Annotated in this window: 17 protein-coding genes; 10 read left to right on the forward strand and 7 right to left on the reverse strand. The window is 64.7% G+C overall.

Going from position 1 to position 15,933, the window contains the following annotated elements; translation table 11 throughout:
* Positions 1-5: 5 nt before the first annotated feature.
* Together XI08_RS38780 and XI08_RS38785 are read right to left on the reverse strand one after the other, a co-directional pair.
* Positions 6-974: a catechol 2,3-dioxygenase gene (locus tag XI08_RS38780; protein WP_271578469.1), complete on the reverse strand. Its 969-nt coding sequence runs from the start codon at positions 972-974 to the stop codon at positions 6-8.
* A gap of 131 nt (positions 975-1,105) precedes the next feature.
* Complete coding sequence (locus XI08_RS38785) at positions 1,106-1,552, reverse strand: hypothetical protein (RefSeq protein ID WP_271578470.1); 447 nt, start codon at positions 1,550-1,552, stop codon at positions 1,106-1,108.
* Here XI08_RS38785 and XI08_RS38790 point away from each other — a divergent pair.
* The 3 genes from XI08_RS38790 to XI08_RS38800 all read left to right on the forward strand — a co-directional run bounded on the left by XI08_RS38790 (position 1,545) and on the right by XI08_RS38800 (position 5,135).
* Positions 1,545-3,137 (forward strand): ATP-binding protein, encoded by a 1,593-nt coding sequence (locus XI08_RS38790; protein WP_271578471.1) that lies wholly within the window; start codon positions 1,545-1,547, stop codon positions 3,135-3,137. The genes XI08_RS38785 and XI08_RS38790 overlap by 8 nt on opposite strands.
* 278 nt (positions 3,138-3,415) lie before the next feature.
* On the forward strand, positions 3,416-3,997 hold the full coding sequence (locus XI08_RS38795; RefSeq protein ID WP_135173921.1) for a peroxidase-related enzyme: 582 nt from the start codon (positions 3,416-3,418) through the stop codon (positions 3,995-3,997).
* Between the two features lie 205 nt (positions 3,998-4,202).
* Complete coding sequence (locus XI08_RS38800) at positions 4,203-5,135, forward strand: hypothetical protein (RefSeq protein WP_271578472.1); 933 nt, start codon at positions 4,203-4,205, stop codon at positions 5,133-5,135.
* Between the two features lie 93 nt (positions 5,136-5,228).
* Here XI08_RS38800 and XI08_RS38805 read toward each other — a convergent pair whose 3' ends face one another.
* The 3 genes from XI08_RS38805 to XI08_RS38815 all read right to left on the reverse strand — a co-directional run bounded on the left by XI08_RS38805 (position 5,229) and on the right by XI08_RS38815 (position 8,921).
* Positions 5,229-7,781 (reverse strand): HAD-IC family P-type ATPase, encoded by a 2,553-nt coding sequence (locus tag XI08_RS38805; RefSeq protein ID WP_271578473.1) that lies wholly within the window; start codon positions 7,779-7,781, stop codon positions 5,229-5,231.
* Entirely contained in the window at positions 7,778-7,945 is a 168-nt protein-coding gene (locus tag XI08_RS38810) for a hypothetical protein (protein ID WP_198033709.1), read from the reverse strand. Before XI08_RS38810 ends, XI08_RS38805 begins: the two co-directional genes overlap by 4 nt.
* Positions 7,946-8,189: 244 nt before the next feature.
* Positions 8,190-8,921 carry a Crp/Fnr family transcriptional regulator gene (locus XI08_RS38815; protein WP_271578474.1) on the reverse strand — a complete coding sequence of 244 codons (732 nt, stop codon included), beginning with the start codon at positions 8,919-8,921 and terminating at the stop codon, positions 8,190-8,192.
* 149 nt (positions 8,922-9,070) lie between these two features.
* Here XI08_RS38815 and XI08_RS38820 point away from each other — a divergent pair, with 149 nt between their 5' ends.
* Positions 9,071-9,274 carry a hypothetical protein gene (locus tag XI08_RS38820; protein ID WP_271578475.1) on the forward strand — a complete coding sequence of 68 codons (204 nt, stop codon included), beginning with the start codon at positions 9,071-9,073 and terminating at the stop codon, positions 9,272-9,274.
* 29 nt (positions 9,275-9,303) lie between these two features.
* Here the strand turns inward: XI08_RS38820 and XI08_RS38825 are convergent, their stop codons facing one another.
* Complete coding sequence (locus tag XI08_RS38825; protein WP_198033710.1) at positions 9,304-9,447, reverse strand: hypothetical protein; 144 nt, start codon at positions 9,445-9,447, stop codon at positions 9,304-9,306.
* 446 nt (positions 9,448-9,893) lie between these two features.
* Positions 9,894-10,520: a ParB-like protein gene (locus XI08_RS38830; RefSeq protein WP_271578476.1), complete on the reverse strand. Its 627-nt coding sequence runs from the start codon at positions 10,518-10,520 to the stop codon at positions 9,894-9,896.
* A gap of 328 nt (positions 10,521-10,848) precedes the next feature.
* Between XI08_RS38830 and XI08_RS38835 the strand changes: the two genes are divergently transcribed.
* From XI08_RS38835 to XI08_RS38860, 6 genes are all read left to right on the forward strand, one after another.
* Positions 10,849-11,190 (forward strand): hypothetical protein, encoded by a 342-nt coding sequence (locus XI08_RS38835; RefSeq protein ID WP_271578477.1) that lies wholly within the window; start codon positions 10,849-10,851, stop codon positions 11,188-11,190.
* Positions 11,191-11,598: 408 nt separating this feature from the next.
* A complete protein-coding gene (locus XI08_RS38840) occupies positions 11,599-11,886 on the forward strand; it encodes an acyl carrier protein (RefSeq protein ID WP_007592476.1) in 288 nt (95 codons plus the stop codon).
* 10 nt (positions 11,887-11,896) lie between these two features.
* Positions 11,897-12,367, forward strand: a complete 471-nt coding sequence (locus tag XI08_RS38845) for a 3-hydroxyacyl-ACP dehydratase FabZ family protein (RefSeq protein ID WP_027543252.1) — start codon at positions 11,897-11,899, stop codon at positions 12,365-12,367.
* Positions 12,364-13,569, forward strand: a complete 1,206-nt coding sequence (locus tag XI08_RS38850; RefSeq protein WP_271578478.1) for a beta-ketoacyl-ACP synthase — start codon at positions 12,364-12,366, stop codon at positions 13,567-13,569. Before XI08_RS38845 ends, XI08_RS38850 begins: the two co-directional genes overlap by 4 nt.
* A gap of 19 nt (positions 13,570-13,588) precedes the next feature.
* A complete protein-coding gene (locus tag XI08_RS38855) occupies positions 13,589-14,866 on the forward strand; it encodes a beta-ketoacyl-ACP synthase (protein WP_271578479.1) in 1,278 nt (425 codons plus the stop codon).
* Between the two features lie 8 nt (positions 14,867-14,874).
* Positions 14,875-15,807, forward strand: a complete 933-nt coding sequence (locus XI08_RS38860) for a lipid A biosynthesis lauroyl acyltransferase (protein ID WP_271578480.1) — start codon at positions 14,875-14,877, stop codon at positions 15,805-15,807.
* The last annotated feature ends 126 nt before the right edge of the window (positions 15,808-15,933 follow it).

Genomic DNA, 15,933 nt, shown 5'->3' on the forward strand with positions numbered 1-15,933 from the left:
ATGCTCTACGCGTGCTTCTTCGCCTCCACCGGCGGCGTGCCGTGGGTGTGGAAGGACTCGATCGTCTTCAATCCCCACGCCTGGCCTTTCTTGCGCTCCTCTTCGGTCCACACGATCGGCTTCCAGTCCGGTGCGAGGATGAGGCGCGCGCCGGCATTGGCGACCTCGACGCGGTTGCCGCCGGGCTCGTAGACATAGAGGAAGAAGGTCTGCTGGATCGCGTGCTTGTGCGGACCGGTCTCGATGTGGATACCGTTCTCCAGGAAGATGTCGGCGGCGCGCAGGATCTCCTCGCGGCTGTCGAGCGCGTAGGTGACGTGGTGGAAGCGGCCCGGCGTGCCGGAATGGTCGAGCGAATAGGCGAAGTCGTAGCTCTTGTTCGACATCGTCAGCCACATCGCGGCCTCGCGTCCGTCATTGAGCACGATCTGCTCGGTGAGCCGGCAGCCGAGATAATTCTCGAAGAACTCGCGGTTTGCCTTGATGTCGACGGCAAGGCAGTTGAGGTGATCGAGGCGGCGGACATTGACGCCGCGCGCTGGAAAGCGCTGCGCCTGGTTCTTGAGCGCGGGCTTCAGCTCCGGCGGCGCCTGAAACCATTCGGTCTCGTAATAGAGTTCGACGATGTGGCCATCAGGGTCGCGGCAGCGGAAGGTCGGCCCCTGCCCCATGTCGCCGTCGATCCAGCCGATGTCGAAGCCGGAGCCTTTGAGCGCGGCGACCCGGCGCTCCAGCGCCTGCTGGCTGCGCGCGCGCAGCGCCATGTGCTCCATGCCCGAGGTCTTCGACGCCGTCAGCTTGAGCGAATAGCGCTCGTAATCGTCCCAGCCGCGCAAGTAGACCGACTCACCCTTGCGGCCGCTGACCGTCATGCCCATGACGTCGACGAAGAATTTCAGGCTCTCGCCCGGCTTGGGCGTCAGCAGCTCCATATGGCCGAGATGGGCCAGATCGAGGATCGGTTCGGGCTGCATGCTTTCCTCCAGGGCGTGACTGCGATCCGCAGGAACCGGATCGTGCATTCGGGCGCGGGGCCGCAATTGGCTCATGCGCAAGGGGCGGCTCATTTGTACTAATGTACAAATGATTAGGTCCCGTCAACAAATCAACCCTTGCATCCCGGACCGAATGGCGCCCTGCGCGTGAGGAGAACCACCCCGAACGGCGGACGGACTGCCCGAATGGTAAAATCTTCCTTAATTCGATTGAGCGCCTGCCGGCCCCAAAAAGGAGCATTTTCCGGCCGTTTCCGCCCCCTGGTATGCATCAGGAACCCACCTGTCGGCCGAATTGTCGCGGATTTAACGAAGCGGCCGCGACTGCTGTTTAACCGTTTGTGCAGCCGCGGCCGCGCATAGTCCGGTGCAAATCCCTCGCTCTTGCCAGGTTCATTCATCGTGACATCCTTTGGACGCGTGATTTCGGTACGCGGATCGCTCGCCCGGGTCGGGCTTCTGGCGGCAAGCCAGATGCCGATCTCGGAGGTTCGGGCGACCGTCGGCCGTTTCGTCAGCATTCGCTGCGCCAGTTCGGTCATCGTCGCGATGATCACCGAGGTCTCCTGCGAGAATCTGTCGAGCGCCGACAATTACATCGCCATCGCCTCGGTCGACCTGCTCGGCGAGATCCTCAACGCCGCCGACAAGGCCAAATTCCAGCGCGGCGTCACCAACTATCCGACCATCGGAGATTCGGTCGACCTGATCACCAGCCAGGAGCTGCGCACGATCTACGCGCCGACCGGGTCGGACCAGATCAATGTCGGCTTCCTCCAGCAGGACCGCTCGGTCGTCGCCTATGTCGATATCGAGGAAATGCTGTCCAAGCATTTTGCCGTGCTGGGATCGACCGGCGTAGGCAAGTCGACCGGCGTGTCGCTGCTGCTCAACGAGATCCTGAAGGCACGGCCGAACCTGCGCATCTTCCTGCTCGACGTGCACAACGAATACGGCCGCTGCTTCGGCGACCGCGCGTTGGTGCTCAACCCGCGGAACCTGAAGCTGCCGTTCTGGCTGTTCAATTTCGAGGAAATCGTCGACGTGCTGTTCGGCGGCCGTGCCGGCGTGCCCGAAGAGCTCGACGTCCTTGCCGAGGTGATCCCGATCGCCAAGGGCATCTACACGCAGTACCAGAACGCCGATCGCCTCGGCCTCAAGCGCATCGATCCCAAGCAGATCGGCTTCACCGTCGATACGCCGGTGCCGTATCGCCTGGTCGATCTGATATCGCTGATCGACGAGCGCATGGGCAAGCTGGAAAACCGCTCCTCGCGCATCATCTATCACAAGCTGATCTCGCGCATCGAGGCGGTCCGCAACGACCCCCGCTATGCCTTCATGTTCGACAACGCCAATGTCGGCGGCGACACCATGGCCGAGGTGATCAGCCATCTGTTCCGCCTGCCCGCCAATGGCAAGCCGATGACGGTGATGCAGCTCGCCGGCTTCCCGGCCGAAGTCATCGATTCCGTCGTCTCCGTGCTGTGCCGCATGGCCTTCGACTTCGGCCTGTGGAGCGACGGCGTCTCGCCGATGCTGTTCGTCTGCGAGGAAGCCCACCGCTACGCCGCCGCCGATCGCAACATCGGCTTTGGGCCGACCCGCAAGGCGGTGTCGCGCATCGCCAAGGAAGGCCGCAAATACGGCGTCTATCTCGGGCTGATCACCCAGCGCCCGGCCGAGCTCGACGCCACCATCATCTCCCAGTGCAACACGCTGTTCACGATGCGTCTTGCCAACGAACGCGACCAGGCGCTGCTGCGCGCTGCGGTGTCGGATGCCGCGGCGAACTTGCTGTCCTTCGTGCCATCGCTCGGCACCCGAGAGGTGCTGGCGTTCGGCGAAGGCGTCGCACTGCCGACGCGCCTGCGCTTCAAGGAGGTGCCGCCGCACCAACTGCCGCGCGGCGAGGCCACCATCAGCAGCGTGCCGTCGGTCACCTCCGGTCACGACATGCATTTCGTCGGCGCGGTGCTCGAACGCTGGCGCGGTGCCACCTCGCAGCGCGACACGCCGAACGACCCGGTGTTCTCGGCCCCGCCGGCGAAGACGATGTCCAGCCTCGAAGCCCCGATGCTGCAGCCCTCGATGGGGCTGGACCCGGACCGCTTCTCGCTGCTCAAGAAGCCGCTGCGGTAAGGGGCGGACACCGCTTCCTCACATTCCGCTGTCATGCCCCGCGACCCGGCTACGCCAAGGCTTCGCCGGGGTTGAGGTCGAGGAGCGCCGAAGCTTTAGCGTAGGCGGCAGGCGGGGCATCCAGTACGCCGCGGCTTCTCGATTCAATCACTGCGGCCTCTGGAATACTGGATCGCCCGCCCCAGTGCGCAAGAGCGCACAAGGCGGGCGATGACAGCACGTTGAGGCGGCCGCCCGCATCGACTATGGTTGCCGGCCCCAAGCCGGAATCCATGCTCATGACAAAAACAGCCGCGCAACGCTTCCCCGCTCCCGCCCTCGACACGCTGCCTGACGACATCCGCACGCGCCTCCTGACTGTCCAGGAAAAGAGCGGCTTCGTGCCGAACGTCTTCCTGACGCTGGCCTACCGGCCCGACGAGTTCCGCGCGTTCTTCGCCTATCACGACGCGCTGATGGAGAAGGACGGCGGCCTCACCAAGGCCGAACGCGAAATGATCGTGGTGGCGACCTCGGCGGCCAACCAGTGCCAGTATTGCGTGATCGCGCATGGCGCGATCCTGCGCATCCGCGCCAAGAACCCGCTGATTGCCGACCAGGTCGCGGTGAACTATCGCAAGGCCGACATCACGCCGCGGCAGAAGGCGATGCTCGATTTCGCGATGAAGGTCTCGGCCGACGCGCAGCGGATCTCGGAGGAGGATTTCGCCGCGCTCGCGCCGCACGGCTTCAGCGACGACGACATCTGGGACATCGCCGCGATCTCGGCCTTCTTCGCGCTGTCGAACCGGCTGGCGAACTTCACCGGCATGCGGCCGAACGACGAATTCTATCTGATGGGCCGGCTGCCCAAGAAGTGACCGACCGCTCCGTGTTGCGAACGCGACGCCGCACCGGAAAATGCAACGTGCGGGTTCCCGTTTTACGGGAACCAAAACGTTTTCACAATCAGACACGTTTTGTTAAGACACTCACCCTCAACTAGCAGAAATACCTCGACACAACTCACGCAGTCTCCGTCAACGGAGACGCGGATGAGTCGTGCCTGCTTAGGGGATCCGTCTTATGAACGTGCGAGCATTCGCCGTCGCGACTTGCATCGGCGTAACGTTCTTCGCCGCTGGATACGCATGGAACTATCAGCCCGACGCCATCAACCCCGGCGAAATATGGAGCATGCTTCAATCGGAGCACGGCATGGCGCGAGCCGCCGTCGCACGCGTCCTCATCGAGCCGAATTCAGCTCATTTTAGCGGCTTGCGAACGGTCGACGCGGACAACGCAAGATACGTGTGCGGCTCCGTGAAGGCGATGGACAAGGAGAGGCAGTATGTTGAGACCGCCTTCGTTTACACCGTCGCGATCGATTATGCCCGTATCGACGACGACGGTCGGATCACGTCGCAGCGCTCGACATACAGCCCCTGCCCAATCGCGGCCGACGACAAAATTGCCGACCAGAGGACGCTGATCTCGCCCGGCGCCCTGTCGATGATCAAGACCGTCGAAAAGGTCATCCCCAAGTCCAGCGGCGGAACAATGGAACAGCAGCTTGGCCAGTTGGCCGGACAGACGGCAGCACACGCACCAGGCTCGGCAGTCGCGCCGAGATCGGCAGTCTCGTCAGGTTCGGCCGGGCCAGGCTGGACGCCAGCAGAGCAGCATCCAGGTTCGCGCGTGGAGGCGACACGGAAGGATGAACTCACGTGGCGTGTCGACCAGCCGCCGGCGGCATGGCCGACGTTCCCCACGGGCCATTCCCTGGCGAAATCGACGCAGAAGCGAACGACCGCTGAGGCCCTGGCCTTTGCGAAAGATATCGAGGCTCGCTGGGAGCAGTCGAAATCAGCCGAGGGGCCAACGAGGCGTCCTTCGCCGGAAGAAATCAAGGAGGCATGCCGCGCGCTGCTGACGATCGATCCCACGGACAAGGAATATCCGCGGGCCTGGGCCGCCTTCGTGCGATTACGGAAGATCGATCGCGACGCGGCTGCGTGAATCAGACGTCCAATCAATCCGTGCCGCCCTTGACGCTGCGTAAGGGAAGACGAGCCGCGCGAGTCGGAGATGCATCGGAGACCTGAGCGGTCGCTAGAACCGAAGCCGCCGCGCCCAAATCGGTTTCAGCACTTCGAGCACGGTCAGCACCAGCAGTCCCGCGCCGAGCGTGATCATCAGATCGTCCGCATGCAGCGGACCAAAGCGGAACAGGCTGGAGGCCGGCGGCCAGAGCAGCGCGGTGGCGAGAACGAAAGCGACCCCCGCGAAGATCCAGATCAATGCAGGATTTGGCCGGAAGAATGCGGACGCGAACGACGCGCTGAAGGACCGGTTGACCAGGACCAGAGCGACGATGCAGACGACGAGCGTCACGAAGGCGAGCGTCCTCGCCTCGTCGGCGACGAGACCGGAGCGAAGCGCGCCAATGAAGATGATGGCGGTCAGGGCAAATGCGAGCGCGCCCTGAAGCACGCTCCAGCCAACCAGTGCCCATGAAAACAGCTCGGAATCAGGCCGTCTCGGCGGACGCGTCATCGCATCGCGCTCGCCCCGCTCCGCCTCGAACACCAGCGCGCATACGGGGTCGATGATCAGCTCCAGAAACGCGATGTGCACCGGACTGAAGATCAGCGGCAACCCGAACACCAGAGGCAACAGCGCAAGTCCGGCGATCGGGACATGAACGGCGAAGATGAATGCCATCGCCTTGCGCAGATTGTCGTAGATGCGGCGGCCCAGACGAATGGCCGACACGATCGAACCGAAATCGTCGTCGAGCAGGACGATCGCCGACGCCTCACGCGCGACGTCGGTCCCGCGCCCTCCCATCGCGATGCCGATATGGGCGGCCTTGAGCGAGGGCGCGTCGTTGACGCCGTCGCCGGTCATCGCCACGATCTCGCCGTTGAGCTTCATCGCCTGGACGATGCGCAGCTTCTGCTCCGGCAAGACCCGGGCGAACACGTTCACATGCCCGACGCGGTCCGCGAGTTCCGAATCGTCCGCCAGCCTGACCTGATCGCCAGTCATGACGTCACGAACATCGAGCCCGGCCTGGTTCGCGATGGCAACGGCTGTTGCCGGATAATCGCCCGTGATCATGACGACGCGGATCCCCGCTGCGCGGCACTCGCCAACCGCCTCCGGGACATGGGGCCGCAGCGGATCGGCAAGCCCGACCAGGCCGACAAATCGAAACGCGAAAGCCTCCTGCGACGACGGGAGTGAATCGTCATCGCACACGGCAACGGCCACCCCCAGCACGCGAAGCCCGTCCTTCGCCATCGCGCTGGCGGCGTCGCGCACCGATTCTTGGTCGGCAGCATTCATCCTGCACAGCCGCGCAATCGCTTCGGGCGCCCCCTTGGCGCATGCGAGGAGATCCGCCCGGCCGGATATCCGCCAGACCTGCGTCATGGCCAGCAGCTCGGGGCGCAGACCGTAGCCACGCGCCAGGGTCCGCTCGCCATCCGGCGCATCGTCTCCCCGCAGGGCGGCGTGCGCGAACAGATGCAGAGCCTTCTCCATCGGGTCGAACGGTTCAGGGGAACTCGCCAGGGCACCGTAACGCGCCAGCTCGGCAAATTCGGGCCTGGCGTCATCCCGCCCGGCGCTCTCCGGACGCATGCGTGCCCCGTCGAGCAGCCGCAGCTCGGCGACGGTCATCTGGTTCTGCGTCAGTGTCCCGGTCTTGTCGGTGCACAGGACGGTTGCAGAACCGAGGACCTCGATGGCGGCGGCTCGCCGCGTCAGGACGCGGGCTTGTGAAATCCGCCAGGCTCCCATTGCCATGAAGACGGTGAGCACGACGCCAAATTCTTCCGGCAGCATCGCCATGCCGATGGCGATGCCCGCAAGCAGCGCTTGCAGCCAATCCCCACGCAAGACTCCGTAGAGTGCGATGGCCGCCAGGCTGACCACGGCGCCGCCGAGGAAGCAGAGCCGCACCAGTCTGGCGGTCTGTTGCTGAAGCCGGGGCGGCTCGGCCTGCAAGCCGCGCAGCGACAGCCCGATCTTCCCGATCTCGCTGCGCGGGCCGGTGGCCTCCACCAGCGCCAGCCCCTCGCCGCGCACGACGAGAGAACCGGAATACACGAAAGGCTGATCCTCGCCGCCCGGCCGGTGATCGGCTGACGCGGCCTTGTCGGCGACCTGCTTGCGGACGGGCACCGACTCGCCGGTCAGCAGCGACTCGTCGATTTGCAGATCGCGTGCGTCCACCAGCGCGGCGTCGGCCGGAATCCGGTCCCCTTCGCCAAGAACGAGAAGATCGCCGCGCACGACCTCGCGGCCCGCGATGCGTCGACGCGCACCATCCCGCACCACGAGCGCGCGCGGGCTGCTCAGGTCGCGCAAGGCTTCCAGCACGCGCTCGGTCCGGGTCTCCTGCACCACCGTGATCACGATCGACATCGCACCGAAGACCAGAAGGATCAGCGCTTCCCTGAGATCGCCGAGCAGGAGGTAGACCAGCCCACCACAGAGCAGCAGCACGAGCATCGGCTCGCGCAGCACTTCCATGACGATGCGCAGGGGACTGCGTCGTTCGGGCCGAGGCAATTCGTTGGCGCCGTCTTCTTCCAGCCGCGCCCGGGCCTCGGCCTCGCTCAGCCCGGCCGGTCTCGTGGATTCCGTGCCGCTCACGCCTTCCGCCGCAGGCTCCAGAGACTCCCGGCGAGCAGGACGGCCGTCACGAGCAGTATGGCGACGAAGGTCTGGATGATGGTGAAGTTCAGCGCATCACGCGCAACGAACAGCGCCGTGACGGCTCCGGCGATGACAAACAGAATGCGAAGGATCAGGCTCATCGTCGTGTCTCCAGGTCGGCATGATCCGGAGCCCACCTGACGCGGGAGCGCAATGCTGGTTCGGCTGTCATGCCGGCGGACCTTAGCGGCCGGCACCGACGTCGGTTTGCGATACGTCAAACTCACCTGCGCCGTTGGGCCGCACGTTCGACCCGGTCTGCCGCCTAGGCTTCCTCGACATCCAGCGTAATCGACACTTTCAGGAACGGCGCCCCCTCCTAATGAAATCGCGGCATCGGGCGGCTCAAAGCGTCGGCGACTGGTGGAGATAACGACCGTCGAAATCCGCGAGTTCCAGAAATCGAGCCTCGTCGAGTACGGTGACGCGGCCGCGCTGAAATTCGACGATGCCATCCTGGCGCAACTGCTTGATCACCCGGTTGGCGTGGACCGCAGTGATCCCAAGGGCTTCGCCGATCTGCTCCTGGGTCAGCGGCATCTCGAAATTTTCGTCGTCCACGCGACCGATGACCCTGAGGCGCTCGCGCAGCTCGATCATAACATGCGCGAGGCGCGCAGGCGCCGGACGCTGGCCGACATTGACGATCCATTCGCGAAACATCGCGGCGTCGATCAGCGTGTCCCGCCAAAACATCTCGGCGACGACCGGCCTGCGTTGGTGCAATTTTCGCAGCGTATCGTGGCTGATGAAGCCCAGCGTGCACGCCGTCAGCGTCGAGAGCTCATGGTCCATCACGTGCAGGAACAGGCTCATCAGGTCCGGGATCTCGCCGGGAATGTGCAGGGAGAGAATCTGTCGCTTCCCGCTCGCGATCGTCTTGGAGCGCGCGCAAAATCCCTCGACAATCAGGCAGCATTCGGTGGCCCGCTCGCCATCTCTCACCACGGGCGTTTCCGCCGGATACTGTCTCACCGCGATCGGAAGCGCTTCGATTTCCCTGACATCCTCCTCCGAGATGCCGGAAGAGATGCGCAAACGCCTGACAAGCGCAGCACGGATCGTATCGCTGGGCACGCGAAGTCGCTCCGTTCGCATGAATTCGAATCATGGCGCGCTGGGCGCCGGCCGGAATGAAACCGCGATCCGCGCCGCCGGTTCCAACAAAAGTTAAGGACGCCGCTCGCGTCCACATGGTTGGCTCGGTGTGTCGGAAAGGCCAAACCATGACCAAAAAACGCAACCGCACGCGATCGGCTCTGTCGCTCCAGCAGCGCCTGGACAAGTTCACGCAAGAGGCCCGCGCCGCCGCCAGAAAGCTCCCGGCCGGCGCCGAGCGCCACACGCTATTGCAGAAGGCACGCGACGGCGAGGCCGCCGCGGAGATGGAACGCCTGCTGTCCTCGCCGGGACCGCAACAGCCAAAGTGATTGAATCGCGGCTGCGACGCACTACGCCGCTATCGCGTCGCCATCAACTCGAGCGCAGGGGCAAAGCGCTCGGAAAATGTCAACGTCTTGGCGTGGTGAACTGCGGCGAACGACGCCGAGATGCCTGCTGAGGCAACCGCGAGCAAGGCAATTCCGAAAACCAGACGGCGCATTTCGGCCTCCTGTGTGAGCTCGACTACCTCCAAGAGATGGGACGGTTCTGTTTCAGGATGGTTTCATGGGCGCGGAAAATGATTTCGCTCAAGCAGCTGTGATGAGATCCGGCTTACAGGGCCGCATGCCGTAACCAACTAATAATGGTCGCAGTGTCTTGCAGCGGAACGGGAGCGGCGTTGGGAATTTTACGCCTGCGGCCGCGATCGTGAATCGCAAGACTGCGCTGGAATGCAGAGTCTTCGAGGAATGCTCAAATGAACGTCGTCATCCGAAAGCTCAATGGTCTGTGGCACCTCATTGTCGGATCGTGTCAGATCCGAACGCCCTTCCTGGAAACCTAGGACCGCGCGCTGGTCGTCACGTATGCCCGGCGCGTCTACCCCGGCGCCAAGATCTTCCAACGCGATTGATCTTCCAACGCGATTGATGCGAGCGCCCGCGCCTAATCGTCCGACGCCGGACCGCACCAGCCGGGCAGATAGATCGCATCCTTGCTCTTGGCCGCGGACATGGCCTTCTCAAGTGCCTTGTCGAAATCGGCATCCACCGCCTTGCGCGACAGTTTACGGCGCAGAAAGTCCGCCCACAGGAATTCGGAGAACGGCGTGGTGTCCTTGGCGAAGCCGCCCAGGCGGCGGAGCTCGCCGGCAAGGCTGCGGAAAGGATCGTCCTTGAGATCGGCAACCGATTTCGGCAGGTCCTGGAACCGCCGCCTCTCTCCCTTGGAATCGTAAGGGTAGACCCAGCGCTTGTTGTCCATCACGCCCCAGAAGGCCTCGCGCTCGACCATCCTGAGGTCGCCGACGACGGTCACCAGCACCTCCTTGACGCCCTCGTCGTGCAATGCGCGGCCGAGATGATGATGGTCGATCACGTAGTAGCGCTCGTCCGGCCCGTACACGACGGGGATCATGTGCTTGCCGAGCAGATCGGCCTGCTTCCTGCGGTCGTGCTCACGCCAGCGCTTGCGCTTCTCCTTGACCTCGCGCATGCCGACCGTCATCTGCGTCGGCCGAAGCGACAGGATCGGCACGGGATGAACCCTCGGCTCGCGCGCGTTCGTGGTCATGGTCGAAGAGCCCTCATTGTTGGTTGCAAACGGTCGTCCGGGTTCCCTGATTATGCCATGGGCCTTGCGGCGACAAAATGCGTTCGGCCCCGACAGGGAGATCACAAGCCGATGTTCTCAGGACCGGGCACGGCAGGCGCCATGGCTGTTTTGCAGCGCAACCCCGCGCATCCTGACACCGGCATGACGACCGCTTTCGCGATCCGTCGCGGGCCTTCGCGAAGAGGGCGTGCAAAAGCGCAATGCACGTACGCGTTGAGAAGATTTTCTGCAACGCGTTCATCACGTATGCTATCAAAAACCGCTGCTTCGGAGTGATCCTCGCACCATGAAATCCCAGCGGCCCATAAGCTCTGATGAGGAGCACCGGGTGCTCCAGTTCAGGCCGCGCACCTCACCCTCCCCGACGGTCCACCGGGGCAACGGCACCGTGCAGCCGCTGCGCGGCGCGCCCAAGCCGCTCGACCTGTCGCGCTACGAGCAGCCTCGCACCGAGCCGGACGATTTCCGCCACCGCATGCTCGCCAACATCGCCGCGCTCGCCTTCACCATCGCGCTGACTGCGATCGGGATCTGGCTCGCCGTGAGCATCGCCGACCTGCGCCGGACCCAGGATTGCGTGCTGATGGGCCGCCGCGACTGTGCCAAGATCGCGACGCCGCTCATCTAGGCACGCCCGCCTACCCAGAGGTCGTCATGCCCGGGCTTGTCCCGCCTGCGCGGCCGAAGCCGCTTCGGCGCGGCGAAGGCCCGGGCATCCACGCTCTTTGTGCCGCAAGGCAAGGCGTGGATGGCCGGGACAATGCCCGGCCATGACGCTGTGGAGGCAGAGCGCCCCAGGCGTCCCAGTCATATGCGATCGTCCCTCGCGAAAAGAGGCTCCGGCAGGGATCCCCAGCTCCGTCCCCTGCTGTCCCCATGGCCTGTCCGGCTCCATTGAACTCAGGGCGGCGCTCCGATATACGGGCTCTCGACCCGGCCAGAGGGGGGTTGAGGGCGTCATCAGGGGCGCGATGCCCACCCGCCATGCCACTCTGGAACATCTGACAAATATCCGCAATATATCAAAGGCTTAGTGATGTCCTCCACATTCGATCAGGTCGCTACGATCATCGCTGAAACCTGCGACATCCCGCGCGACACGATCACGCCGGATAGCCACGCCATCGATGACCTCGGCATCGACAGCCTCGATTTCCTTGATATCGCCTTTGCGATCGACAAGCAGTTCGGCATCAAGCTGCCGCTGGAAAAGTGGACCCAGGAGGTCAACGACGGCAAAGCGACCACCGAACAATATTTCGTGCTGAAGAACCTGTGCGCGCGCATCGACGAGCTGGTTGCAGCCAAGGGCGCGAGCGCCTAATCGGGCGGCCATGCAACTCGAATACTTCCACATGATCGATCGCATCGTCGACCTCAGGGTCGACGAGAAGAGGATCGTCGTCGAGGCCCAGGTCCCGAAGGAAAGCACCATCTTCGAGGGGCACTTCCCGGGCTATCCCTTGATGCCCGGCGTGCTCCTGATCGAATCGATGGCGCAGGCCTCGGGCTGGCTTCAGCTCGGCGTGTTCAAATTCGAGCGCATGCCGATCCTGGCCGCCGTCAAGGAGGCCAAGGTGCGCGGCTCGGTATTCCCCGGCGATCTCATGAGCATCGAGGCGAGCCTCACCCATGAGGGCTCGGGCTACGCCATGACCGAAGCCAAGATCAAGGTCGGCGGCAAGCTGCGCGCGAATTCGGCGCTCACCTTCACGCTGATCCCCTTCCCCAATGCGGACATGCGCGGATACATGGCGAAAGTCGCCGAGCGCGTCGGCTTTCCGCAACAGGCCGTATCGCCATGACCGACACCGCTTCGAAGCCCGGCCAGACGGAAGTCTGGATCACCGGCATTGGCCTTGCCACCTCGCTCGGCGAGGGCCTCGACGCCAACTGGGCCGCGCTCCAGGAGAAGCGCATCAATGTCGACGAGAAGGGCTTTGCGCCCTACATCGTGCATCCCCTGATGCCTGTTACCTTCGACACCCAGATCCCGAAGAAGGGCGACCAGCGCCAGATGGAAGCCTGGCAGCGCATCGGCACCTATGCCGCGGGCCTCGCGCTCGACTCCGCGGGGATCAAGGGCAACAAGGACATCCTGTCGAAGATCGACATGGTCGTGGCCGCCGGCGGCGGCGAGCGCGATCTCAACGTCGACACCGGCGTGCTCACGGCCGAGGCCAAGGGGGCGAACGCGCCCGGCTTCCTCAACGAGCGCCTGATGAGCGATCTCAGGCCGACGCTGTTTCTGGCCCAGCTCTCCAATCTCCTCGCCGGCAACATCGCCATCGTGCATGGGCTTGGCGGCACTTCGCGCACCTTCATGGGCGAAGAGGTCGCGGGCGCCGATGCCGCCCGCATCGCACTTGCGCGCATCGGCTCGGGCGAGAGCGACATTGCCCTGATCGGCGGCTCGCATAATGGCGAGCGCAAGGACCTCATGGTCCTCTACGAATTCGGCGACTTCAACCTGAAGGACAAGTTCGCGCCCGTCTGGGCGCGCAAGGACCACGCCGGCTTCGCGCTCGGCTCGGCCGGTGCCTTCCTGGTGCTGGAGTCGCGCGCGCACGCGGAAGCCCGCGGCGCCAAGCCGTTCGCGAAACTGTCGAGCGTGGTGGCCGATCTCGCCCGGCGCAAGCAGCCCGGCGACATGGCCGCGACGCTGGAGAAGCTTTGGGCCAAGCTGCCGAAGCGCGAGGGCAAGGGCGCGATCATCACGGGCGCGACCGGCGCAGAGCCCGCGACATCCGAGGAGCGCGGCTTCCTGAAGGACCACGCCGATTTCCCGGTGCGCTCGACCGGCACGATGTTCGGACACACCATGGAGACGCAATTCCCGCTCGGAATCGCGCTCGCCGCGCTCTCGATCTCGCGCGGCGCGCTGTTCCCGCCGAACGATTCCACGGGGACCGAGATTGAAATGCAGGGAGCGCCCACCCAGATTGTGGTCGTGGGGGCCGGACACTGGCGCGGCGAAGGCATGGCGCTGGTCGAGGCCGTGAGCTAGCTCCAGCGGGGGGATCGACATGACTGCACCACGCGACAAATTCGGGCGTCCCGTCGTCGTCGTCACCGGCATGGGCATCATGACCTCGCTCGGCGCCGGCAAGGCGGACAATTGGGCGAAGCTCGTCGCCGGCGAATCCGGCATCCGCACCATCACGCGCTTTCCGGTCGACGGCCTGAAGACGACGATGGCCGGCACGGTCGATTTCGTCAGCGTCGATCCGTTCTCCTCCACCGGCCTGTCCGAGCGGATGGCCGAGATGGTCACGCAGGAGGCGCTCGAGCAGGCCGGCATCGGCGCCAACGCCGATTTCCCGGGTCCCCTCTTCCTCGCAGTCGCGCCGGTCGAAGTCGAATGGCCGCAGCGCCGCGAGCTTGGCCGAGCCGTCGGTGCACAGGATTTCACTTACGACGATCTGCTGCGCATCTCCGGCGGCGGCAAGTACAGCGCCTATCATCACCGCTTCATGTTCGGCTCGGTCGCAGCCTATCTCGCCGAGACTTTCGGCACCAAGGGCTCGCCGATCTCGCTGTCGACGGCCTGCGCCTCGGGCGCGACCTCGATCCAGCTCGGCGTCGAGGCGATCCGCCGCGGCGAGACCGATGCCGCGCTGTGCGTCGCAACCGACGGCACGGTGAACCCGGAAGCGCTGGTGCGCTTCTCCCTGCTCTCGGCGCTGTCGACCCAGAACGATCCGCCGCAGGCGGCTTCCCGCCCCTTCTCCAAGAACCGCGACGGCTTCGTCATGGCCGAAGGCGCTGGCGCACTGGTGCTGGAGAGCTATGAAGCGGCGACCGCGCGCGGTGCGAAGATCCTCGGCGTGATCGCCGGCTGCGGCGAGCTCACCGATTCCTTCCATCGCACCCGCTCGTCTCCTGATGGGAAACCGATCATCGGCTGCATGAACAAGACGCTGGCCGATGCCGGCATGACCCCGGACCAGATCGACCACATCAACGCGCACGGCACCGCGACGCCCGAAAACGACAAGATGGAGTTCAACACGACATCGGCCGTGTTCGGCGAGCTCGCGCAGAAGATCCCGGTCACGTCCAACAAGTCGATGGTCGGCCACACCATCTCGGCCGCAGGCGCCGTAGAAGCGATCTTCTCGCTGCTCACCCTCGAGCATCAGCGCATCCCGCCGACGATCAACTACGAGACCCCGGATCCCACGATCCTGTTCGACGTCGTCGGCAACAAGGCGCGCGACGCCCGCGTCACCGCGGTGATGTCGAACTCGTTCGGCTTCGGCGGCCAGAACGCCTCGCTGATCCTGACCCGCGAACCGGCCTGACCGGACGCATGGCGCTGCTGACTGCGAGCACGAAGGCCCGCGCGCGGGAGGCTGCCAAATCGATCGGCGGCAGCCTGATCGGCGCCGCCACTGTCGGCATGCTGCGCACCACGCGCTATTTCGATCCGGTCAAGACCTCGGACTTCTTCTCACGCGTCGTGAAAACGATCGGCCCGCGCCTGCGCGAGCACCGCATCGGCCGCGCCAATCTCACCGCTGCATTTCCGGAAAAATCGCCGGAGGAGATCGAACAGATCCTGATGGGCGTCTGGGACAATCTCGGCCGCGTCGGCGCCGAATTCGCCCACATGGACCACGTCTGGGATTACGACCGCGACCATCCCGAGAACAGCCGGATCGAATTGCCGAAGCGCAGCATCGAGCTGTTCGACCACATCCGCGACGACGGCAAGCCTGCGCTGATCTTCGCCGCGCATCTGGCCAACTGGGAATTGCCGGCGCTCGCCGCCGTCGCGCATGGGCTGGATGCCGCGATTCTCTATCGCCGGCCGAACATCGCCTCCGCCGACCGCATCATCCAGGAGATGCGCCAGGTCAACATGGGCACGCTGATCCCGGCGGGCCGCGACGCCCCGCTGCGCCTTGCGCAGGCGCTGAAGGACGGCAAGCACGTCGCCATGCTGATCGACCAGTATCTGACCGGCGGCGTCGAGGTCACCTTCTTCGGCCGCAAGACCCGCGCCAATCCGATGCTGGCGCGCCTCTTGCGCCAGGTCGAATGCCCGATCCACGGCGTCCGCGTCATCCGCAAGCCCGGGGGCCGCTTCGCCGCGGAGCTGACGGAGGAAGTCCAGCCGGTCCGCGATGCCGACGGCAAGATCGACATCCAGGGCACGACACAGGCGATCACGAGCGTCGTGGAAGGCTGGGTGCGCGAGCATCCCGAGCAGTGGCTGTGGCTGCACCGGCGGTGGCGGTAGCGGACAGAACTCTCTCCGTCATGGCCGGGCATAGCCCGTCCGAAGGACGGCGTCGCTTCCGCTCGCCTACGTCCCGGCCATCCACGCATCACCACGCGGCAGGAAAGACGTGGATGCCCGGGACAA

Source organism: Bradyrhizobium sp. CCBAU 11361 (assembly GCF_028128935.1).
In the GTDB taxonomy this organism is placed as follows: Bacteria; Pseudomonadota; Alphaproteobacteria; order Rhizobiales; family Xanthobacteraceae; genus Bradyrhizobium; species Bradyrhizobium niftali.